This is a genomic window from Pseudoalteromonas sp. 78C3 (genome assembly GCF_002836695.1).
Classification (GTDB): Bacteria; Pseudomonadota; Gammaproteobacteria; order Enterobacterales; family Alteromonadaceae; genus Pseudoalteromonas; species Pseudoalteromonas arctica.
The window spans coordinates 14,266-35,812 of the sequence record NZ_PJAV01000177.1 but is presented as its reverse complement, the minus strand read 5'-3'; the positions used below and the strand labels follow the sequence as shown (position 1 = coordinate 35,812).

At 38.6% G+C, this 21,547-nt stretch carries 21 protein-coding genes; 13 read left to right on the top strand and 8 right to left on the bottom strand.

The window, feature by feature from the left end:
* The first annotated feature begins 78 nt into the window (after positions 1-78).
* Positions 79-1,413 carry a dicarboxylate/amino acid:cation symporter gene (locus CXF76_RS20245; RefSeq protein ID WP_024590095.1) on the top strand — a complete coding sequence of 445 codons (1,335 nt, stop codon included), beginning with the start codon at positions 79-81 and terminating at the stop codon, positions 1,411-1,413.
* Positions 1,414-1,510: 97 nt separating this feature from the next.
* On the opposite strand, the gene sohB is transcribed toward CXF76_RS20245, so the two are convergent.
* Together sohB and CXF76_RS20235 are read right to left on the bottom strand one after the other, a co-directional pair.
* Entirely contained in the window at positions 1,511-2,527 is a 1,017-nt protein-coding gene (gene sohB, locus CXF76_RS20240) for a protease SohB (protein WP_024590094.1), read from the bottom strand.
* Between the two features lie 100 nt (positions 2,528-2,627).
* Positions 2,628-5,057 (bottom strand): VolA/Pla-1 family phospholipase, encoded by a 2,430-nt coding sequence (locus tag CXF76_RS20235; RefSeq protein ID WP_024590093.1) that lies wholly within the window; start codon positions 5,055-5,057, stop codon positions 2,628-2,630.
* Positions 5,058-5,263: 206 nt separating this feature from the next.
* Here CXF76_RS20235 and CXF76_RS20230 point away from each other — a divergent pair, with 206 nt between their 5' ends.
* Entirely contained in the window at positions 5,264-6,010 is a 747-nt protein-coding gene (locus tag CXF76_RS20230; RefSeq protein WP_007375386.1) for a YciK family oxidoreductase, read from the top strand.
* 81 nt (positions 6,011-6,091) lie between these two features.
* Here the strand turns inward: CXF76_RS20230 and rluB are convergent, their stop codons facing one another.
* The 4 genes from rluB to CXF76_RS20210 form a co-directional block, all read right to left on the bottom strand.
* Positions 6,092-6,964, bottom strand: a complete 873-nt coding sequence (rluB, locus tag CXF76_RS20225; RefSeq protein ID WP_007582584.1) for a 23S rRNA pseudouridine(2605) synthase RluB — start codon at positions 6,962-6,964, stop codon at positions 6,092-6,094.
* On the bottom strand, positions 6,961-7,551 hold the full coding sequence (gene scpB, locus CXF76_RS20220) for an SMC-Scp complex subunit ScpB (RefSeq protein ID WP_024590449.1): 591 nt from the start codon (positions 7,549-7,551) through the stop codon (positions 6,961-6,963). Before scpB ends, rluB begins: the two co-directional genes overlap by 4 nt.
* A 151-nt stretch (positions 7,552-7,702) precedes the next feature.
* Positions 7,703-8,224, bottom strand: a complete 522-nt coding sequence (locus tag CXF76_RS20215) for an EF-hand domain-containing protein (RefSeq protein WP_007582579.1) — start codon at positions 8,222-8,224, stop codon at positions 7,703-7,705.
* Positions 8,225-8,450: 226 nt separating this feature from the next.
* Positions 8,451-8,882: a hypothetical protein gene (locus tag CXF76_RS20210; protein WP_007582577.1), complete on the bottom strand. Its 432-nt coding sequence runs from the start codon at positions 8,880-8,882 to the stop codon at positions 8,451-8,453.
* Positions 8,883-9,122: 240 nt separating this feature from the next.
* Here CXF76_RS20210 and xthA point away from each other — a divergent pair, with 240 nt between their 5' ends.
* Genes xthA through CXF76_RS20195 form a run of 3 tightly spaced genes read left to right on the top strand, consistent with a single transcriptional unit; the run spans position 9,123 to position 11,394 of the window.
* The gene (gene xthA, locus CXF76_RS20205; RefSeq protein ID WP_010554249.1) at positions 9,123-9,929 is read left to right on the top strand and encodes an exodeoxyribonuclease III; all 807 of its coding nucleotides are present in this window, start codon (positions 9,123-9,125) and stop codon (positions 9,927-9,929) included.
* Positions 9,930-9,934: 5 nt separating this feature from the next.
* Entirely contained in the window at positions 9,935-10,582 is a 648-nt protein-coding gene (locus CXF76_RS20200) for an energy-coupling factor ABC transporter permease (RefSeq protein WP_024590447.1), read from the top strand.
* Entirely contained in the window at positions 10,579-11,394 is an 816-nt protein-coding gene (locus CXF76_RS20195) for a putative RNA methyltransferase (protein ID WP_024608131.1), read from the top strand. The genes CXF76_RS20200 and CXF76_RS20195 overlap by 4 nt, the downstream gene beginning before the upstream one ends.
* Here the strand turns inward: CXF76_RS20195 and yfbV are convergent.
* Positions 11,391-11,837: a terminus macrodomain insulation protein YfbV gene (yfbV, locus tag CXF76_RS20190; RefSeq protein WP_007582569.1), complete on the bottom strand. Its 447-nt coding sequence runs from the start codon at positions 11,835-11,837 to the stop codon at positions 11,391-11,393. The two genes, CXF76_RS20195 and yfbV, sit on opposite strands and share 4 nt — an antisense overlap.
* A 284-nt stretch (positions 11,838-12,121) precedes the next feature.
* Here yfbV and CXF76_RS20185 point away from each other — a divergent pair, with 284 nt between their 5' ends.
* The 7 genes from CXF76_RS20185 to CXF76_RS20155 all read left to right on the top strand — a co-directional run bounded on the left by CXF76_RS20185 (position 12,122) and on the right by CXF76_RS20155 (position 18,775).
* On the top strand, positions 12,122-13,336 hold the full coding sequence (locus tag CXF76_RS20185) for an acetate kinase (RefSeq protein ID WP_101164479.1): 1,215 nt from the start codon (positions 12,122-12,124) through the stop codon (positions 13,334-13,336).
* Between the two features lies 1 nt (position 13,337).
* The gene (pta, locus tag CXF76_RS20180) at positions 13,338-15,497 is read left to right on the top strand and encodes a phosphate acetyltransferase (RefSeq protein WP_101164478.1); all 2,160 of its coding nucleotides are present in this window, start codon (positions 13,338-13,340) and stop codon (positions 15,495-15,497) included.
* A 226-nt stretch (positions 15,498-15,723) separates the two neighbouring features.
* Positions 15,724-16,110, top strand: coding sequence for an ACT domain-containing protein (locus tag CXF76_RS20175; protein WP_007582563.1), 387 nt, complete (start codon positions 15,724-15,726; stop codon positions 16,108-16,110).
* Positions 16,111-16,113: 3 nt separating this feature from the next.
* Positions 16,114-16,611, top strand: coding sequence for a PTS glucose transporter subunit IIA (locus tag CXF76_RS20170; RefSeq protein WP_007582561.1), 498 nt, complete (start codon positions 16,114-16,116; stop codon positions 16,609-16,611).
* Positions 16,612-16,615: 4 nt separating this feature from the next.
* Complete coding sequence (locus CXF76_RS20165; protein WP_101164477.1) at positions 16,616-16,966, top strand: ArsC family reductase; 351 nt, start codon at positions 16,616-16,618, stop codon at positions 16,964-16,966.
* Entirely contained in the window at positions 16,959-18,089 is a 1,131-nt protein-coding gene (gene dapE, locus CXF76_RS20160; protein ID WP_101164476.1) for a succinyl-diaminopimelate desuccinylase, read from the top strand. The genes CXF76_RS20165 and dapE overlap by 8 nt, the downstream gene beginning before the upstream one ends.
* A complete protein-coding gene (locus CXF76_RS20155; RefSeq protein WP_101164475.1) occupies positions 18,089-18,775 on the top strand; it encodes a M15 family metallopeptidase in 687 nt (228 codons plus the stop codon). The genes dapE and CXF76_RS20155 overlap by 1 nt, the downstream gene beginning before the upstream one ends.
* 19 nt (positions 18,776-18,794) lie before the next feature.
* Here CXF76_RS20155 and CXF76_RS20150 read toward each other — a convergent pair whose 3' ends face one another.
* Positions 18,795-19,664, bottom strand: coding sequence for a DMT family transporter (locus CXF76_RS20150; RefSeq protein WP_101164474.1), 870 nt, complete (start codon positions 19,662-19,664; stop codon positions 18,795-18,797).
* Between the two features lie 515 nt (positions 19,665-20,179).
* On the opposite strand from CXF76_RS20150, the gene CXF76_RS20145 reads away from it, so the two are divergent.
* Positions 20,180-21,544 carry a COG3014 family protein gene (locus tag CXF76_RS20145; RefSeq protein WP_101164473.1) on the top strand — a complete coding sequence of 455 codons (1,365 nt, stop codon included), beginning with the start codon at positions 20,180-20,182 and terminating at the stop codon, positions 21,542-21,544.
* Positions 21,545-21,547 lie beyond the last annotated feature (3 nt).

Sequence of the window (21,547 nt, the reverse complement as noted above, 5' to 3'; positions counted from 1 at the left end):
TAAATACTAACTTTTTCTGTAGTAAATATTTCCTTGCTGGTAGTCTATGGCAAATTTATAAAATGTAGATCAGGAAATATGTCAAAAATCCGTTCAATGAGTTTAACCACTCGCATCATGATTGGTATGGCGCTTGGGGTTGCAGTAGGTTTTATATTTCAGGCTATATTAGCTGGTGAAGACGATTATCTAATACCACTTGGGTTATTCTCTTTGCCAATTAAAGCCTTTTTTGTTGATGGTATTTTCCATGTCGGTGGTCAAATATTCATTGCCAGCTTGAAAATGTTAGTTGTGCCTCTTGTTTTTGTATCGCTTGTTTGTGGTACCTGTAGCTTAAGCGACCCTAAAAAACTAGGCCGCCTAGGTGGTAAATCTATTGGTTTATATTTATTAACTACAGCTATTGCTATAACAGTGGCGATTACACTTGCCTTATTATTTAGCCCTGGTGAAGGTATAAGCTTGCCATCTAATGCAACCTACGATGCTAAAGAAGCACCTACCCTTGCACGTGTAATTATAGACATGTTTCCTACAAATCCTTTTGAAGCAATGGCCAAAGGCAATATGCTTCAAGTTATTGTGTTTGCGCTTTTATTTGGTGTAGCAATGGCATTAAGTGGTAAAGCAGGAAAACGTGTTGCTACCGTATTTGAAGATTTAAACACTGTGATTTTAAAACTAGTTACGCTTTTAATGAATATTGCCCCTTATGGTGTGTTCTTTTTAATGGCAAAACTGTTTACAACAATTGAGCTTAACTTAATTGTGAGCTTAGCGAAGTACTTTGGCGTTGTAGTGCTTGCACTGTTATTACATGCTTTTGTAAACTACACATTGCTTTTAAAAATATTAACGGGCTTAAACCCGCTTATTTTCTTAGCAAAAATGAAGCACACATGCTTATTTGCATTTAGTACCTCGAGCTCAAGCGCAACTATGCCTATTACACTTGAAACTGCTACTAAAAAGTTAGGTGCTAATAACTCGGTTGCCTCATTTACTATCCCACTGGGTGCTACCATTAACATGGATGGCACTGCCATCATGCAAGGTGTGGCTACCGTGTTCATTGCACAAGTGTTTAGTGTCGATTTGACAATATCTGATTATTTAATGGTTATATTAACAGCAACACTTGCCTCTGTAGGTACAGCAGGCGTACCTGGTGTTGGTTTAATAATGCTGGCAATGGTACTTAACCAAGTTGGCTTACCTGTAGAAGGGATTGCAATTATTATCGGTGTAGATAGATTACTTGATATGACACGTACAGCAGTTAATGTAACCGGCGATTGTATGGTTACCTGTGTTGTTGCCAAGTCTGAAGGTGAGCTAGATGAGAGCATCTTTAACGACCCTAATGCAGCTAAAGACTTAGAAGATTATCATAAATCTATTGATTCATAAGCTACATTTATATAGCTATAAAAAAACCTTGATGCAATCCATCAAGGTTTTTTTTCGAGTAAAAATAATTAAACTGAATCCTGAAAAAGATTCTAATCTAAGGATTTAACGACTTAAACTTAGAAAGTAAGTTTATTCCCACTTTATTTACACCACTACTCAAGCCAAGAGCTAGCTTATCGCTCAACCCTTTTTTAACTTTGTATTTAATCTTATAAATTTGGCGCTCATGTTGCTGCTCTAGCAATGCATCATCACTTGTTTTTATAACATCTACCAAGCCTTTATCAATCGCTTGAGTTGCAAACCAATGCTCACCTGTCGCAACTAAGCTTATATCTAAGCTTGGACGTTGAGTGCTTACAAACGTTTTAAATAAATCATGTGTTTGTTCAATTTCTTCACGAAATTTTTCACGGGCCTTATCTGTGTTTTCACCAAATAAAGTAAGTGTGCGTTTAAATTCACCTGCTGTTATTTGCTCAAATTCAACATCATTTTTCTTTAATATTTTATTAAAGTTAGGTATTTGAGCTATCACACCAATAGATCCAACTATTGCAAAAGGCGCTGCAAGTATCTCGTCCGCGACACACGCCATCATGTAACCACCACTTGCTGCCACTTTATCAATTGCAACACTTAGAGGAATACCCGCACTTTTAATACGCTGTAACTGAGATGCAGCAAGTCCGTAGCCATGTACAACACCGCCACCACTTTCTAAACGAATAAGTACTTTGTCTTTACTTGGATCGGCAATAGAGATAATAGCCGTTATTTCTTCTCGTAAGCTTTCTACTTCGTGAGCGTCCATACTACCCACAAAGTCAATTACATATAAACGAGGTTTAGGCTCATCTTTATCTGCTTTTTTACTCTTTGATTTAAGTTGTTTTTGATGCGCTTTAAGCTCTTTTTTACCCAACGTATTTTGTAAAAAACTTTCTTTAAGTTCAACTAGCTGCTCTGATATATCGTCAATTTGTATTTCACCTTTTTTGGCCTTTGGCTTAACTGCAGCGCCAACTATTAGCATTAAAATAACTGCTATAGCGATAACAAAAGTAATTGTTTTAGCAAAAAACAAACCGTATTCGTATAAAAATTCCAACTGGTTTCTCCATTTATAAATTTCAGCTAATTTAGCATGCTTTAAAGCAAAAAAAAGCCACTTTTCAGTGGCTTTTAAAGGTTAATTATTTTACTGGTTATTAATCAGTCACAACCTCAGGGTTGGAAACTAATAACATCCGTCCGCGAGCAGCTAAGTAAGTAGCTACTTGCAACTGCATTTCCGCATTAGCGGCAGCACTGCCTTCAACAGTTGCAGCCTTTGCAGCATCTTGAGCTGGAGTTAATATAGAACCATGATGCCCTTTAGTAAATTTAACTAAGTAGCTTGCTGGTGTTTCACTCAATGATTGCGAAGAACTTACTGTCTCAAGACCCATCAAGTTAGCTAATGGAATTGTGCCAGAAATAGGATTATTAGCTGCCATTGGTGGTATCACTTGGTCAGGCTTGTTATCAACACCATCACCCACAACAACATTAGTATAAACAGGAGTACCTAATGCTTTCACAGTGGCTGCGTAGTTCGTTGGATCACCACTATCTAGCGCTGTTTGCGCCGCAAAAGCAAACTGTGTAAATACACCTTGAATGTTAGTAAGTTTAGTCGTTTCACCCGCAGTGGTAAGTGATGCAATATATTCGTTGTAACCACATGTCAAGTAAGCTTCCATGTCTGGTATTAATGAGCCACAGTTAGAAACTGCATCTCCTTGTAAGTATGCAGTAAATTCATCAGCTTCTGTTGTACCAGCTTGTGAAAGTACTGAACCTTGAATAAATGGACCAAACGCAGCAGATTCAAGTAAGAAGCTTGCTATACCGCCACCACCACTTGCAAGAGCTACCGTGTTTACATTAAATAGCGGATCAAGCGTTTCTGCCATTGGCGTATTAGCTTGAGCAATAAATGCTGGCGCAACAATAGAACCTAGCGAATGCCCAATGTAGGTAACGTCTTTACTATTAATAGTTGTATCGTTAATAAAGTTTAAGCCTAAACGAAGGCCTAATAAATCAGCAGCCGATTGACGTAAGCTATCACGTGCAACAAGTAATGAACTTAAGTTCATGTAACTAAGCACAGAACCCGTTGTTGCATTAAAGTCGTCTGTTCCATCACCATCAACATCTATTCCGCGCTCACCATGTCTTGGATGGTCAATAGCAACCGTTGCAAAGCCTTGAATAGAAAGCTGCGCAGTTAAAGCAAGCATACTTTCTTTTTGTGTTGTAATACCGTGCTGCATAATCACAACAGGCCATCCACCTTCAGGCATTGCGATAGGATCTAATTGTAACTGTGCACGGACACCATTAATTATCGGTAAAATAGGTTTAGTAACTTGCACTGGCACATTTGCCATGCTTTGTACTTTTGGAATTGAGTTGTATTTTGTTAAATGACGTGTGCTGTCTAGTCCTAAGTCACGTAATTGTCCGTCACTTAATGCAGAACATAAACCATCATTTTCACTAATAGGATCTGTCGGAAATGCATCGCCTGCAACGGCCTTATAACCAATTATTGCCACCGCGTTATCACACATACCTTGCCAATATGTATCACTTAAATCACTAATATCTGTACCCGTTGGCGTACCTAAATACATCGGTAACATAATGCTACCTTTTTGATATTGCACACCAGAGAAAGCAGCAGAGACTTCTACACCCTGAGAAGCAAATACTTGTTGTACATTTACCATAGGCTGTTCAGGAACTTGAAGCGCAGGAGTTGGTAACGCAGGCTGTTGCAAGCTTGCAGCTAGTAACTTTTTAATTGTCCCAAGTACAGGGCCTGCTGATTGAATAGTCATCGCACTAGAAAAAATAATATCTTCTTTTGCGATATCTCCCGAGCTTACAACTACATTTTCGTAACTGTTAACAGCACCCTGCAAACCAAGTTGAGCTTCTGTAATTAATGGTGCTTCTTGTTTAACCAGCCCATAAGTAGAAGAAGGCTCAATAGAGCGCCCTAATGAATCTTTAAGACCAGTAGTTAATACATTGATGTATGAGCTACCTGCCGTAAATGGTTTTAAAGGAATAATTGCAACGCCATCACCTGAAGCTTGAGTTACAAAGTCAACACCAAAAGTAAGCTCACCGATCAATTTACAAGCAGTACCGGCAGCTACAACTGAACATTCTGCATCAGTTAAACTTGCACCCATTACAACTTCAAAAATTCTTACTGTACCAGGGGTCCCAGCAGACGCTTCATCTAAACTCACATTTGGTGGGAATGTTAAATCGATTTTATAAGGAACCTGCGAAGACCAACCATCAAGTGCACCTAGTGCAAGTTGAGGGTTTGCATAAGCTGCGCGCGAAATAGACACATTGTTGTCATCTAATTCACCAGGAATATTAAGTGTACCGTCTTGAGTTCCACTCATTAATAAATCATTAGGTACCGATAAGATACCTGCTGCTGGATCAAATGTAACTGTTGCTGTTGGGATAACTGGTGCTGTGTCGTTTTTGACATCTGTTAACGTTTCTCCACCGCCACAACCTGCTAAAGCAGCTGTAACCGAGAGTGAAAGTAGCATTTTTTTCATATTGTTGGCTCCGCACGTATTTTATTTTTATAGTGTGTTTAATCAGTGTATTAAGTTAAAACAATGTAATCAGGTTATTAATGAGACATTAGACCAGTTAAACTTAACGTAAAGTTTCTATTTTCGCCACCTAATTTTACAATAAATTCGATTACTTCACGTTTCGCTATGTTAAAATCAAAAAAATTATATGAATTGGTACTTTTATGCACACATATCAAGCAGCTGAAAACGCACTTAAAGATAAAGTTATTTTAATAACAGGCGCCGGTGATGGTATTGGCCGAGTTGCAGCAATTACGTATGCAAAATACGGCGCTACAGTTATATTATTAGGAAAAACAACTAATAAACTTGAATGTGTTTACGATGAAATTGTTAATGCTGGCTACCCTAAACCTGCAATAGTCCCTATGGATTTAAAAGGCGCAACGAAGCAAAACTACCGTGACCTTGCTGCAACAATCGAATATCAGTTTGGACGCCTTGACGGGTTGCTTAATAATGCAGGTATTTTAGGGTCACTCGGTCCGCTTGAACATTTTTGCTCATCTACGTTCGAAAACATAATGAAAGTAAACGTGACTGCACAAGCAATGATCACTAAAGCACTTTTTCCTGTTCTTCGTAAGTCTGATAATGCATCGATCGTATTTACATCATCAGGTGTAGGCCGCAAAGGTCGTGAATTTTGGGGGCCTTATGCCATCTCAAAATTTGCAGTAGAAGGTATGATGCAAACATGGGCATGTGAAGTAGGCAAAACGAATATTCGTGTAAACTGTATTAACCCAGGCGCTACTCGTACTTCAATGCGAGCTGCTGCATATCCAGGTGAAGATAGAGACGCACTTGCTACACCAGAGGATTTAATGCCTACATATTTATATCTAATGAGTGACGATTCTAGTGAAGTGAATGGCGAATCGTTAGATGCTCAAGTAAAAAAGTAATTTAGAGTTTAAATAATTTAAACAACACATTAAAAAAGCCGCAATTAGCGGCTTTTTTGTGTTCAATAAATAACTAATTGATTATTTACGTTTAGTCGGCTTAACACGCTGATTGTGTTTTTTAACTGCTTTACGAATTTGGTTGATTTTAGCGCGTTTATCTTTGCGTTTTTCAGGCATAACAGAAAGCTTAGTTTGTGTTTCGCGGCCTAATTTAACGGTTTTACGCAAGTAGTTTACTGTTTCTAAATCATACTCCATCCAACCACCTTGTGGCACGCGCTTATCAAGCTCTAGTTTACCGTAACGAATACGAATAAGACGAGATACTTCCGCATCTTGAGACTGCCATAAACGACGAACTTCACGGTTACGCCCTTCATTTAACGTTACGTTAAACCAACGGTTAACGCCTTCGCCACCCATAGGGGTTACAGTCGTGAATTTGGCTGGACCATCTTCAAGCTCAACACCACGTAGTAAGTTTTTAACCGTTTCATTGGTTACTTCACCAAATACACGTGCAGAGTATTCACGCTCTACTTCATAGCTTGGGTGCATTAAACGGTTTGCTAGTTCACCATCGTTTGTAAAAAGCATTAAACCCGATGTATTGACGTCTAATCGACCAACCGCAATCCAGCGATCGCCATCAATACGAGGAAGTCGGTCAAATACAGTACGACGCCCTTCAGGATCTTTACGTGTGCTTAACTCACCTTCTGGTTTGTTATACATAATCACACGACAGATTCGGTCTGCTTTTTCTTCGATTTTTACACTGTGTCCGTCAACACGAATCAAATCGGTTTCTTCAACACGGTCACCTAACTTTGCCACTTTACCGTTTACACTAACGCGGTTTGCGTCAATGTATTTTTCCATTTCACGGCGTGAGCCTACGCCTGCACGGGCTAAGACTTTTTGTAACTTTTCACCTTGTATAATACTCATTCGGATGGTTCTCTCACAGAAGGATCGCTCAATAACTGGTTAATTTTACTTTGCTGCTCTGTTGGCAACGCAGGTAAATTTTCAAGTCCAGTTAACGAAAAATAATCTAAAAATTGCTTAGTAGTTGCATATAAAGCCGGCTTTCCCGGAACCTCTTTATGCCCTACCACTTTAACCCACTCTCTTTCGAGTAAGGTTTTAATAATATTCGAACCCGTAGTAACACCTCTTACTTGCTCAATTTCGCCGCGTGTAATGGGCTGCCTGTATGCAATAAGTGATAATGTTTCCAGTAAAGCACGCGAGTATTTTGGTGCGCGTTCTTGCCACAAGTTATTTAACCAAGGGCTTAAACTACTGCATGCCTGAAACCGATACCCACTACCCACTTCAACTAAGCGAATACCACGAGTTTGAAAATGTTCTTGTATTGTATCTATTGCGTCATTTATTCGTGCCATAGAAATAGCTAAATCTATTAATACGATGTCTTTGAGGTGGCGTTTACTAACAGGCTTATCTGCAACAAAAATAGCTGCTTCAATGATCTCAACTAGTTGTTCATCACTAATTCGCCGACCCGCCATACACACTCTTAACAAATAAAAATACACAGCCATCTATTATGACAGAACAACACCAAACTAGGAAAATATATCTATCAAATAACTAAATTTAAAACACAAAAAAGCCAGTGACTAGCACTGGCTTTAATCTTACTTACTAAAATGGTAACTATTAGTTACTTTTAAAAGCTTCTAATGCATCATCTTCAGCTACTGCGTTACCGTATTTTTTAATGTAACCCATAAACTCGCTTTTACTGATGCGCTTATCTTGGTTTTTATCCATGTAACCAAAATGATTTGAAATATCATCATCGTTACCTTCAACTACCGAGATATAGCCATTGCTGTCGTTATCTAAGCTTGAAAAACTGCTTTCAATTTTATCGAATTTAGCAATTTCAGCTTTAAATGCCGACTCACTTACTTCAGAATCAGTGGCTACTTTGCCATTATTAAGCTTCATATAAGTGTTAAATTCTTTGCGGCTAATTTCGTTATCCATATTGGTATCAATATTTGAAAAATGGCCCCAAATGCTATCGTCATCAGCTTCAACTTTTGAGATGTAGCCATCGCTATCATTATCTAAACTTGCAAAGTCACTGTCTATTCTTTCAAGACCTTGATTAGATGAACAAGCCGCTAGGCTTAATGATGCTAAAATAGTGGCTGCTAATGTTAACTTTTTCATAAGACGTATCCTTCGTAATTAATTAAATGTCACTTTAACTAATACAAATCCAATGCCAATAATAGTTAACTTATAATAATCAATAACTTAATCTCGGTCGGTATATTTATTAAACAGTTTCAATAAGTTAAGCTTGCAAGCTTTGCAAACAACCTTGTAATTTTTGCAAAAAAATACCCGGTAAAAACCAGGCATTTCAATTTTACTTATATAGTTAAGCTAACAATTAGATTGCTGCGTTTTGGTAGCGTTTAACAAACTCAGTAACGTTTTGACCATTACATTTTAATGAGTTTAGGTTACCAATTTTTTGACGAACAGGTGCTAAACCTTGTTTTAAAGCCGTCATACATAATTGAGTTTCTTGTTGGGCGTCTTTTGCAAATACTTCTACTTTCTCAACTGATGCGTTGCTTAATGTCGTTTTTTTAGCAATATCACGAATATCTTCACCATTACATAAAATGCTTTTAGAAAAACGAGATAGGTAAACACCGTGCTGGGCAGCTTCTTTACGAGCAACGCTAAAGCCTTCGTTTGCACTTAGTACACATAACTTAGACTCAATTTTGTTATCTTGGCTAAAGTAAGTATTGCTTTGAGCTGACGCAGTTGCAGATGCTAGTAAAGCAGTGGCTAAAAGTAGTTGAGTTTTCATGAGAGATCCTATTTGAACGAGCTAAAAAAGTGAATTTCGCGCATTATATATTCAATAAAGTTAAGTTCAATTGAATTTTTTATTTATTTAAATAATTAATATTGTATTCACAATGTTTAAACTTTACCCATCATTTGATCAACATTTGCGCAGCTATTATCTCAATTCAGTCATGTTATGTACGCGTATTTACTGATACAATTTAATCTATTAAATAGAACCAATTTTAAGGTAAATTTTATGAAAGTGATTTCTTTCAATATCAATGGTCTGCGTGCTCGTCTTCACCAATTACAAGCAATTATCGACAAACATCAACCAGACGTTATTGGCTTGCAAGAGATTAAAGTTCACGACGAAGCATTCCCATTAGAAGATGTACAAAAAATGGGATATCACGTCTACTTTCATGGTCAAAAAGCGCATTATGGCGTAGCTATGTTATGCAAAAAAGAGCCTAAATCGGTCTTAAAAGGTTTTGCCACCGATACAGATGAATCGCAAAAACGCATGATAAGCGTCACTGTTGAACAAGAAAACGGTCGCGACCTTACTGTCATGAATGGCTATTTCCCACAAGGTGATAATATTAATCACGAAACTAAATTCCCTTATAAACGTCAATTTTATAAAGATTTAATGACACACCTTGAAACCAATCACACACCCGATCAAGACGTCATCGTTATGGGTGATATCAACATATCACCTACCGATTTAGATATTGGTATTGGCGACGTAAATGCTAAACGTTGGTTAAAAACGGGTAAATGTTCTTTTCAACCGGTAGAGCGTGAATGGCTTGCAACATTACTTAATTGGGGTTTTAAAGACACCTTTAGAGAGCAAAACCCCGAAACAGACGATCAATACTCGTGGTTTGACTATCGCTCTAAAGGGTTTGTAGATAATCGAGGACTTCGTATAGATGTAGTGCTTGCAACCAATGAGCTTGCAGCACGCTGCATAGATACAGGTATTGATTACGAACTTCGCGGTATTGAAAAACCGTCAGATCATGCCCCTATATGGTCAACATTTAAGTAATTATTATGCTAAGCCTAACAATACAGGGGCTACTTTGGGCTCTTGTAATTATTATTGCTCTATTAAGCTTTGATAAAAAAACATATAAAACATTGCTTAGTACGCCCGTCCGTCAAACTAGCGTACTTGCGTGTGCGTTAGTGTTTGCAGTGCTTTGGCGAATAAAGGCTGGCATTTTAACTGGCCTTGATTTACACATCCTAGGTGTTACGGCTGCTACATTAATTTTAGGCTGGCGATTGACTATTTTAAGTAGCCTACTTGCCACAGCCCTACTCGCTGCCTTTGGTCAAATTGAACTTGAGCTGTTACCAGTACAACTGCTTATTGGTGCGTTTATTCCTATTTTATTGAGCTATCTTGGCTTTATAATTAGTTACCAATATTTACCTCGTCATTTTTTTGTTTATATATTTGTTTGTGCGTTTATAACCGCAGGATTTATAGCCTGTATAAAAATAAGCCTAGGTGCTTTATTTTACTTAGCTATAGGGCAATACAATTGGCAAGAACTTGCAGATAACTACGTTTATTTAAGTGCCATAATTTGGTTTCCTGAAGCAATGCTCAACGGCATGGCTATAACAATTATGATCACCTATCGCCCGCATTGGGTAAAAACTTTTTACGATAAGGACTACCTAGGCTCATGAGTCTTGAATATCAATGCCCGCTGTGTAACCTAGCACTTTTGAAAACTGATTCAACACTTCGTTGTGCTAACAACCACAGCTTTGATTTTGCTAAAGAAGGCTATGTTAATTTACTGCCTGTGCAACAGAAAAATTCAAAACAACCGGGTGATTCACTTGAAATGGTACAAGCCAGACGTGCATTTTTAGAGCGTGGGTATTATCGTTTTTTACAGCAAAGCCTTAGTGATATAATCAGTAATATAAGTGCAAAAACTATTATTGATTTAGGATGCGGTGAAGGGTTTTATACCCAAGCAATAGCGAATAAAACAAATGCTGTTGTATTCGGCGTCGATATTTCAAAATCAGCGGTTAAATATGCAGCTAAGCGCTACCCTAATTGCCAATTTAGTGTGGCATCAATCAGCCAAGCGCCCTTTAAAAGCCAATTTGCTGATGTACTTGTAAGTGTATTTGCACCTTTGTTTGAGCAAGAGCTTGAACGCCTAGCAAATCAAAACGCAACATTAGTGGTTGCAAGCCCAGGACCTTGTCATTTAAAAGAGCTAAAATCTTATATATATTCAGAAGTAAACGAACATACTGAAATAGCCACTCCAAAAGGATTTCAAAAATCAGAGCAGATCCTTTTAACAGAGCATGTAGCGCTTAGCTTTACTGATATTAAAAACTTAATAATGATGACGCCATTTGCATGGAAATTTAGACCCGAGCACTGGACAGCACTCGAAGAAAAAGGTGAACACACTGTCACCTTATCGTTTTATATTACTCAGTTTACCAAAATAGATAATGATGTAACTCTCTAAAACTGCTCTTTAGTAAACGCCCTGTCCATTTTATCAAACATATCTTTAAGTAAATTGGCAAGCTCCATATAACGGGGCTTGTTTTCACTTAACTGCGTTTGATATCCATTAGCTGCCATTTTAGTGTACAGCTCGTTATACCATTTTTGCATCGCAGGCTCTAAAGGCGTTTGCGCTCGCTTACCCAACCAAAATAAACCTTGTAATGGTAGCGATATAAAAAATAATGCACTTGCAATGGCTTGCGGTAAAAAATCAGAACCCAAGTAATTTAGCTGAAAAAACAATGTTAGCATGGCTAATATTGGCATTACTGTAATGGCAAGCTCAGTCGCTCTAATTACTCTAAACTCTAAAAATAAGGGCGCAAGCTCTTTGCGCATTGGCCATTTTTTACCATACAAACGGCCAGTTTGTAGTTGTGACATCACACTTTTTTGCATCATGACTCCTCACAGATACTGCTTTTAAATACAATGGAAAAACGAGCTATACGCAAAGTGTAACACAAAATGAAAGAGTTACACTTTCTCAGTAAAACAGCTTAAATTTACCTTTTAATGACGAACAATCCTAACTTAAACATCTTAATTAAGGTAAAGTAATTAACATTGCGTTAACTACTTTGCAATTGAACATTCAATTGTTTTAGCTTTATTTAATACCGTAAGTGTAACGATTACGTATTAACGTTTACTTACTAAATTTGTTTATGGAAATTGAATCTATGCCAACAACCCCTCCTGAATCACAACACGTTTTAGTTTTAAATTGTGGTAGCTCTAGCTTAAAGTTTGCCATTATTGATGCAAACGATGGTCACGAAATTATTTCAGGCCTTGCTGAACGCTTAGGCGCTAAAACACCCTCTATTAAATACAAATTTAATGGTACTAAAACAGTTATCGACTTAGCGGCTAATCAAGCACATGCTGAGGCTATAAATACGCTTGTAAGCTTAATAAAAGATCACAACTTAGACGAGCAACTTATCGCAGTGGGCCATCGTGTTGTACATGGCGGCGAGCACTTTACGCAATCCGTATTGATTGACGAAAAAGTAATTGCAGGCATTACACAGTCTGCAACGCTTGCGCCGCTTCATGGGCACGCTAATTTACTAGGTATATCATCGGCGCAGGCATCGTTTGAAGGTTTGCCACAAGTCGCGGTGTTTGATACTGCATTTCACCAAACTATGAATGAAGTTGCCTTTCTTTACGCTCTTCCATATAAGTTGTACACCGAGTTTGGTGTTAGGCGTTATGGTTTTCACGGCACAAGTCATTTTTATGTTGCAGGGCAAACAGCAAAGCTGCTAAAGCAACCTATCGAGCAAAGCAATTTTATTAGTGCCCACTTAGGTAACGGTTGTTCTGTATGCGCTATTAAAAATGGTAAGAGTGTTGATACCAGCATGGGACTAACGCCTCTAGAGGGGCTGATAATGGGCACACGTAGCGGCGATATTGACCCTGGTTTATTTAACTTTTTAACCACTCAACTTGATTACACAGCCCAGCAAATAGATAACCTACTAAATCAAAAAAGTGGCTTGCTAGGTATTAGCGAGCTTTCTAACGATTGCCGTACCATTGAAGAAGCCGCTATGGTCGGTAATAAAAAAGCGATACTCGCAATTGAGATGTTTTGCTACCGACTTTCAAAACAAATTGCAGCGTATATGGTGCCATTACAGCGCCTTGATGCTGTGATTTTTACTGGTGGTATTGGTGAAAACTCAGATATTATTCGTGAAAAAGTAATTACACAACTTGCCTTTTTAGGCATTAATTGTAATCCGCAAGCCAACCTTAATGCGCGCTTTGGTCAAGAAGGCGTTATTAGCTGTAAAAATTCACACATCAAAGCAGTTGTAATGCCAACTAATGAAGAATGGGTTATTGCCCTTGATGCTGCAAATATTGTAAAGGAGCTTTAATATGGCACGTCGTATTATGTTAATTCCTGTTTCTACCGGTGTGGGTTTAACGTCGGTATCAGTTGGTTTAGTGCGTGCACTTGAACAAAAAACAGTTAAAGTTAACTTTTTTAAACCAATAGCTCAGCCACGTTCTGGTGAAACAGGCCCTGAAAAATCAACGCAAATAGTTACTCAAGGCTCACCTATTAACCCACCAATGCCTTTTGCACTTGATTATGCTGAGCAAATGATTGGCGACGGTAAAGGTGATGACCTACTAGAGGAAATTGTTGAACGCTTTGAAAGTAAAATAAACGACGACGAAGTCGCTATTATTGAAGGTATGGTACCTACTCGTCGCCAACCTTATGCTGGGCGTGTAAACCGCGAAATTGCGCAAACACTCGGCGCCGAAATTGTATTTGTACTTACCCCTGGTAATTACACCATTACTCAAATAGAAGACCGCCTTGAAATCGCAGCAGGTAACTATGGTGGTATCGATCACCCTCGCGTACTGGGCTGTATTTTTAATAAAGTAAATGCGCCACTTGATGAAGAAGGTCGTGCACGCGCCGATTTAGTCGATGCCTATAAACCTGAAGAGCTTGAGAACGAGTTAAATCGTTTAGCATCCCTACCTATTTTTAAAAAAAATCCGTTTATGTTACTTGGTGCAATCCCGTGGGATTTTGACTTAGTAGCGCCGCGCGTAAAAGACTTAAGCGCATACTTAAAAGCCACGATTATTAACGAAGGCGATATGCTTCATCGTCGTCTGCGCCGTATTACTTTTTGTGCTCGTACGGTTTCAAATATTTTAAATTATTTTACGCCAGGCGCTTTATTAGTAACACCGGGCGATCGCTCTGACATACTTGTTGCTGCGTGCTTATCTGCTATGAACGGCACTAAACTTGGTGCTATATTACTCACCGGTGGTTTTGAGCCAGAGCCACGTATTATGGCCTTGTGTGAGCAAGCCATGCAAACCGGTTTGCCAATACTCGCAACCGATGCAGACACGTGGCGTACATCATTACTACTGCACAACTTTAATATGGAAGTACCAAATGATGATGACCAACGTATTGAAAAAGTAAAAGATCACAACGCAGAGCATATCAATTCAAGCTGGCTAGATACTCTAGCTAAAAGTGTAGGTAAAACTCGTAAGTTATCACCACCCGCATTTCGTTACTTACTTACCACTAAAGCGCGTAAAGCAGGTAAAACCGTGGTTCTACCAGAAGGTAATGAACCTCGTACAATTAAAGCGGCTGCTATTTGTGGTCAACGCGGAATTGCTAAAACTATATTACTAGGCGATCGCGAAGAAATAATGCGCATTGCACAGCAGCAAGGTATTGAGCTAAACGAACATGTAAGTATTATCGAGCCTCAAAGCATTATTAATGATTATATTGCGCCTATGGTCGAAATTCGTAAAAGCAAAGGCCTAACTGCCGTAGTAGCACAAGAGCAACTACAAGATAACGTCGTACTGGGTACAATGATGCTTGAGCAAGGTAAAGTAGACGGTTTAGTATCGGGCGCGGTAAACACTACGGCAAATACAATTCGCCCACCACTGCAATTAATTAAAACAGCGCCAGGGTCATCACTAGTATCATCTGTATTTTTTATGCTACTGCCTGACCAAGTGTTAGTTTACGGTGATTGTGCGATTAACCCAGACCCTAATGCTGAACAACTTGCAGACATAGCGATTCAATCTGCCGACTCTGCAGCTGCATTTGGCATAGAGCCGCGTGTTGCCATGATCAGCTACAGCACGGGCACTTCTGGTACAGGTGCCGATGTTGAAAAAGTACGTGAAGCCACAAAAATAGCAAAACAAAAACGTCCAGATTTAATTATCGACGGCCCACTACAATACGATGCCGCTATAATGGAAAACGTAGCACTTAAAAAAGCACCTAACAGCCCTGTAGCCGGTAAAGCGACCGTATTTATATTCCCAGATTTAAATACGGGTAATACCACGTATAAAGCAGTACAACGTAGTGCCGACTTGATAAGTATTGGCCCTATGCTGCAAGGTATGCGTAAACCTGTAAACGATTTAAGCCGTGGTGCATTAGTTGATGATATTGTGTATACAATCGCCTTAACTGCCATTCAGGCAGCTCAAGCAGAACCGCTAATTACTCATTAAACGTAACGTGTGCTTTTTATAGCCTAGCTATTAATTATTTAATAATTAACTAGTTAGGTTATTTATACCCTGCAACCCCCATACTTATCCACAGAAATTGTGGGTAAGTTTTTACTTCCTTCTTTTATCTACTTATTTACTGCTGAGTTAGTCGTTGTTACACCTTTAATTTAAAGCCAATAATCTATACTATAAAGCTATCAATATTGCTGTTCGCAGGCTTTTAATGTCAAAACAAACATTACAATTACACAGCACCATTTTATCTATACACAGTTTAGATGTAGATGCCGACATACCTGCGGCACTTTTAAAGCAATCTTTGTTTTTTATTTCTAAAACCCATGATGAACTTTCAATTGTATGCCCAAGCGATTTTGAAGTAAAAAGCCTGGATACCGAACCCGACTGGCAAGCTTTAGAGGTTGTAGGTCCACTTGGCTTTTCGTTAACCGGAATTATGGCTAATATTTCAGGCGTATTAGCGCGCGCTAAAATTTCTATCTTTTCAATCTCAACCTACGATACTGATTATATTCTCATAAAAAAACACACTGCAGAAAATGCTATTTCCGCTTTAAAAAAAGAGGGTTATAACGTGGTGGTAAACTAACTTATGAAAGCTCAAAAAATTGACTATTTAGCTCAAAATAAAACGCCTCTTAATGCAATAAATATTACCAGCCCATTTACAGGTAAAGTAATTGAACTGAAAGAGCACCCAGAACCTTTTTTTCGTTTTGGCACTCTGGGCCCTGGTATTATGGTGCAACTAACAAGTCATAAAATTTTAGCACCGTTTGATGGAACTTTATTACAAGTAAAAAATGCAGGTACTGAGTTTATTCTACAAGCTAATAATGGTCTAAAAGTCTTGATTAACTTAACTATTTTTGATTCGCAATCAATTACGCATACCCATATTGCGCAACTCAATGGTAGCAAAATATGCAAAGGTCAACGCCTTGCTTATTTTGATTTACGAGAACTTGATACTCCAATGCTTGCTAGTTTAATTTTACTAAACGGCCATAACCTTGGCACATTTCATTACTCGCATTCGCATGTAAATGCGGGTGAAGACACACTATTAACTATTATTAAGAAGAACTAGATTTATGATCACTCTATACGGCATTAGCAACTGCGATACGATAAAAAAAGCTAAAAAACATTTAACTGATAACAACATCGAATTTAAGTTTCATGACTACCGCAAAGATGGCGTAAATGAGCAAATGGTGAGTGAATTTGCAGACAAGCTCGATTGGGAACAACTCGTTAATAAACGTGGAACAACTTATCGCGCATTAACTGATGAGCAAAAACAAAGCCTAACTAAAGAAAGTGCTATCCCATTGTTGGTTGAACAACCTGCCATGATCAAACGTCCAGTACTGGTAAACAATGGCAGTTACCATTTAGGTTTTAAAGCAGCCCAATACGACGAGATTTTTAATAATGACTAATGATGTAATTAAACTCGCCCAAGCACTAATCCAGCGTGAATCAGTAACGCCCGAAGATGCTGGCTGCCAACAAATGATGAACGATCGCCTTGCTGCGGTTGGCTTTAATATAGAGTCATTATTTTTTACCGACACACTTAATACTTGGGCTAGAAAAGGCACACAATCGCCGCACTTTTGTTTTGCTGGTCACACCGACGTTGTACCAACAGGCCCTGAAAAAAATTGGCAACACCCGCCGTTTTCAGGATTAATAAAAGACGGCCTATTACACGGGCGTGGTGCTGCCGATATGAAAGGCTCATTAGCCGCAATGCTTGTAGCAACCGAACGTTTTGTTACTAAACATCCAGATCATAAAGGCTCGATTTCTTTTTTAATCACTTCTGACGAAGAAGGACCGTTTGTAAACGGCACAACACGTGTAATAGATACACTAGAAGCCCGTGGTGAAAAAATTGATATGTGCCTAGTAGGCGAACCCTCATCACGAGATGTATTAGGCGATGTTGTTAAAAATGGTCGCAGAGGTTCACTTACCGCTTTTTTAACCGTTAAGGGTATACAAGGTCATGTGGCCTACCCGCATTTAGCACAAAACCCAATTCACTTAGCGACGCCAGCACTTACTGAGCTTAGCCAAACGGTGTGGGATAACGGCAACGAATACTTCCCCGCCACCAGCTTTCAAATTTCGAATATTAATGGTGGCACGGGTGCGGGTAATGTGATCCCGGGTGAACTAGAAGTACAGTTTAACTTTAGATTTAGCACGCAAGTAACGCATGAGCAATTACAGCAACGTGTAAATGACATTCTACAAAAGCATGACTTAAATTATGAATTAAGCTGGATAGTAAATGGCTTACCTTTTATTACCGAGCACGGCCCGCTTGTTGATGCCACAGTTAAAGCGATTAAATCAGTAACCGGCTTAACACCCAATTTAGAAACCACTGGCGGCACATCTGACGGTCGTTTTATTGCACAAACTGGCGCTAAAGTAATTGAACTTGGCCCACGTAACGCCACTATTCATAAAGTAGATGAATGCGTAAGTACCGATGATTTAATAGCCCTTACCGACATTTACGAGCAAATATTAGAGCAACTTTTAGCATAATGGATGTTACTCAACCCACATCGATAATGTGTATCACAGGGCAAAGTGATACACATTTAACTGATATACAAAATCATCGCTTGCACAGCGCTATTATTAGCGACTTTTTAGCGCTGCAAAGTGCAGCACAAAAAGCGGGATTTGAGCTGACTATTGCATCAAGCTTTCGCGATTTTGATCGTCAATCAATTATTTGGAATAATAAGTTTTTAGGGATTCGACCTGTTTTTAATAAACAACAAGTGATTGTCGATTTAACTAAACTAAGCGATAGTGATAAGTGTATTGCGATCATGCTCTACTCTGCATTACCTGGGGCAAGCAGGCACCATTTAGGCACCGATTTAGATGTGTTTGATAAAGCTGCGGTAAGTGATGATTATAAACTACAACTAACACCTGATGAATACCTGCAAGGTGGGCCATTTGCGGCTTTAAGTAATTGGCTTGATACTAACTTAGATAAATTTGGCTTTTATCGCCCTTACCAGCATGATTTAGGTGGTGTCGCACCTGAGCTTTGGCATATAAGCCATATTAAGCAATCGCAATTATTAGTGAATAAGCTTAGCGAACAAGTACTTTTTGAATGCATAAAAAACAGTGAACTACAGGGTAAGCAGGCAATACTTGATAACTTACCCGCTATTTATACACGCTTTGTAACGAACGTTAGTCCGCCATAAAGAACTTGTTTAAGTGGTATCACACCTTCTTTTTATTTAAGATAAATACCAGCACAGCGCCTAATATTAATGAGCTTGCTACAATAAATTCCATTGTTACCTGCTCTGATAAAAACAAAACCCCTGCAATGGCAGCTAGTACAGGTACACAAAGCTGCACAACAGCAGCTTGGGTACTTTTAAGCAGTGGCATAGCCACATACCAAACACTGTAACCAATTCCAGAAGCTATCGCACCCGAGGCACACGCAAGCAAAACCCCTTCAATACTCATATTTTTTAAATAACTCATACCAACAAGTAATAAAATAGGGATAGCCACTAAGCTTCTTATAAAGTTAAACCCGGTAGTACGCAGTGGCGATACACACACTTTACCGCGAATACTGTAAATACCCCATGCCACACCACTGAGTGCCATAAGTGATGCACCTAATAACGAAGGTACAGCAGCAGATGGCAGCATTAAATATACAAACCCACCTAGCGCCACTATAAACGCGCACCACTGAAGCACACTCAACTGCTCTTTTTGATATATACCCCAGCCAATCATAGTGAGTTGCACGGCTGAAAACAAAATAAGTGCACCGGTGCCTGTATCTAGCTCTACGTATGCAATCGAAAAACAAAGTGCATAAACTAAAAGGCTTATACTGCTTCGCCAGCTTCCTTTATCACTTAAAATAGCGGGGTTAAATGTGCCTTTTCGTTTTAAATTATGAGTATAGATAGCCATTATAATACCCAAACACGCAGCACCACTGAGTAAGCGAATAACTGTAAAGTTCCAAGCATCTATATAGCCTTCGGCTAAAGCCATTCTGCAAAAAAGAGAGTTTGCAGCAAACGCAATTAAAGCAATGATTGTGTACAACGTAGCTTTCAAAAAAATTCCTTAGCAATAAAAACAAATTACAGCGTTATTTCAATTAATTAACTAATTAACCTACTAAACTCAAAACATTGTCATAAGCGCCAATAAAACAGCTTACTGAGCAGCACATTTAAACAGGATTGGTATAACTGTGCAAAGAGAGTATTTAGTTTTAATAAATTAGATCATTTATACTCAAACCTTAGCCGCATTTGCAAAATACGGTGTCTACAACACAAGATATCCTTTTAGTATTTTTCGTATACGACTTAGTGAGTAGCAATTACTTCATTTAAAAAATTCATTTATCGTTACGCTTTAGGGATCATTGTATTCAATAAGACCAATAAAGTACCTTAAGCATTTCAATATTGTTACCCAACAAGAAAATTCACACTTTGTTCACCAATGTCATTTTATATTTCTTTATTAGCAGGCAGTTTTACTCTACGATTTTTTACAATATTTCACACATTTAGCTAAAAACAATATGTTAATGTATACAGGTGAATTGAGAGGAGTGCGCAGTGCGCCTAAGTATAATTTTAAGCTTTTGTTGTATTTTAAGTGGGTGTAGCACAATGGGCTTTAATGACCTATTTAATGACTATGCCACGCAAATGACACCAATAAGAAATGCGATCGAGAAAAATAACATCGAAGAAGCGCAATCCCTTATTGCCGATAATAGCACCATGCACAGCAGCTACTTACTCAACCAACTTGAGCAAGCTCGCTTAAACGACTTAGCCAATACGCCACAAGAGGCACAAAGTAAATTTGAGAACGTGTATACGCAAATGCAAAAAAAACGTGAAGCCGCCAAAATACAAGTAAGTGCGGGGCTTGAGCAAAGCAATGCGTTATTTACTAACGACTCAGCCATAACTTATGTGCCACCGGCTTACGAAATGAGTATGCTTCATAGTTATAAAGCACTTAACTACGTGTATAAAAATGATGTAGAAGGCGCTTTGGTAGAAATTCGCCGCGCTAATAAAGTACAAGTTGATGCACTAAGCGAAAATAAAACAGATGGCGACTCAACAGTTAAGGAAGCGCAGCAGCACTACCCTAGCATGGGCAATGTGACCAGAGATGTAAAAAATGGCTTTCAAAATGCCTACACATTTTATTTATCTGCTTTGCTTTACCAAAGTGCTAAACAGTATGACGATGCTTATATTGATTATAAAAAAGCACTGGCTATACAACCTAACAATATTTATTTACAGCAGGACGTAATGCGCCTTGCTAAAAAACAAGGGTTTGACCAAGACCTAAGCGAATTTAAAAAACGTTTTAGTGATGCACCCACTATTTCTGCAACACAAGGCGAAGTAATTGTTTTATTTGAACAAGGCTTAGTACCAAAACAAGATGAATTTAAACTGCGCTTACCAATTTATTCATCACGCGGCGATGCACGCTTTTACAGCCTTGCAATGCCAGTATATAAAGATAATGCCTATGTGCACCGCCTTAATAATATAAACATAGATGCACAAAGCTTAGAGCTGAGCCCATTAGTACACATTGAAGCTCTTGCAGCAAAAACATTAGAAGATCAAATACCTGCAAAAGTAGCTCGCCAAGTACTTAGATTAGTAGCTAAAGAGAAAGTGCGTGCAGAACTTGCTCGCAGTGCCGGTGATGTAGGTAACATACTTGCTAATATTTATAATTTGGCGTCTGAGCAAGCTGATACACGTAGCTGGCTTACACTTCCAAATCAAATAAGTGTTGCAAGGCAAAGCCTAAATACAGGTGAGCATTCTCTGCATATAGGCACACAAGCACCTATAAATTTTACCGTTAGTAAGCAAGGGTTAACGTTAATTTACTTAACCTCCGTTAATAACTACTTTAATTACCACGTAGTTCAACTTTAGGAG

Bases quoted from the DNA above. Each gene is read 5' to 3' on its own strand.
- pta (WP_101164478.1), top strand. From the start codon at position 13,338: ATGGCACGTCGTATTATGTTAATTCCTGTTTCTACCGGTGTGGGTTTA.
- CXF76_RS20245 (WP_024590095.1), top strand. From the start codon at position 79: ATGTCAAAAATCCGTTCAATGAGTTTAACCACTCGCATCATGATTGGT.
- CXF76_RS20185 (WP_101164479.1), top strand. From the start codon at position 12,122: ATGCCAACAACCCCTCCTGAATCACAACACGTTTTAGTTTTAAATTGT.
- yfbV (WP_007582569.1), bottom strand. From the start codon at position 11,837: ATGCAAAAAAGTGTGATGTCACAACTACAAACTGGCCGTTTGTATGGT.
- CXF76_RS20195 (WP_024608131.1), top strand. From the start codon at position 10,579: ATGAGTCTTGAATATCAATGCCCGCTGTGTAACCTAGCACTTTTGAAA.
- CXF76_RS20200 (WP_024590447.1), top strand. From the start codon at position 9,935: ATGCTAAGCCTAACAATACAGGGGCTACTTTGGGCTCTTGTAATTATT.
- CXF76_RS20235 (WP_024590093.1), bottom strand. From the start codon at position 5,057: ATGAAAAAAATGCTACTTTCACTCTCGGTTACAGCTGCTTTAGCAGGT.
- dapE (WP_101164476.1), top strand. From the start codon at position 16,959: ATGACTAATGATGTAATTAAACTCGCCCAAGCACTAATCCAGCGTGAA.
- rluB (WP_007582584.1), bottom strand. From the start codon at position 6,964: ATGAGTATTATACAAGGTGAAAAGTTACAAAAAGTCTTAGCCCGTGCA.
- CXF76_RS20230 (WP_007375386.1), top strand. From the start codon at position 5,264: ATGCACACATATCAAGCAGCTGAAAACGCACTTAAAGATAAAGTTATT.
- CXF76_RS20155 (WP_101164475.1), top strand. From the start codon at position 18,089: ATGGATGTTACTCAACCCACATCGATAATGTGTATCACAGGGCAAAGT.
- xthA (WP_010554249.1), top strand. From the start codon at position 9,123: ATGAAAGTGATTTCTTTCAATATCAATGGTCTGCGTGCTCGTCTTCAC.
- CXF76_RS20170 (WP_007582561.1), top strand. From the start codon at position 16,114: ATGAAAGCTCAAAAAATTGACTATTTAGCTCAAAATAAAACGCCTCTT.
- CXF76_RS20210 (WP_007582577.1), bottom strand. From the start codon at position 8,882: ATGAAAACTCAACTACTTTTAGCCACTGCTTTACTAGCATCTGCAACT.
- CXF76_RS20165 (WP_101164477.1), top strand. From the start codon at position 16,616: ATGATCACTCTATACGGCATTAGCAACTGCGATACGATAAAAAAAGCT.
- CXF76_RS20215 (WP_007582579.1), bottom strand. From the start codon at position 8,224: ATGAAAAAGTTAACATTAGCAGCCACTATTTTAGCATCATTAAGCCTA.
- CXF76_RS20175 (WP_007582563.1), top strand. From the start codon at position 15,724: ATGTCAAAACAAACATTACAATTACACAGCACCATTTTATCTATACAC.
- scpB (WP_024590449.1), bottom strand. From the start codon at position 7,551: ATGGCGGGTCGGCGAATTAGTGATGAACAACTAGTTGAGATCATTGAA.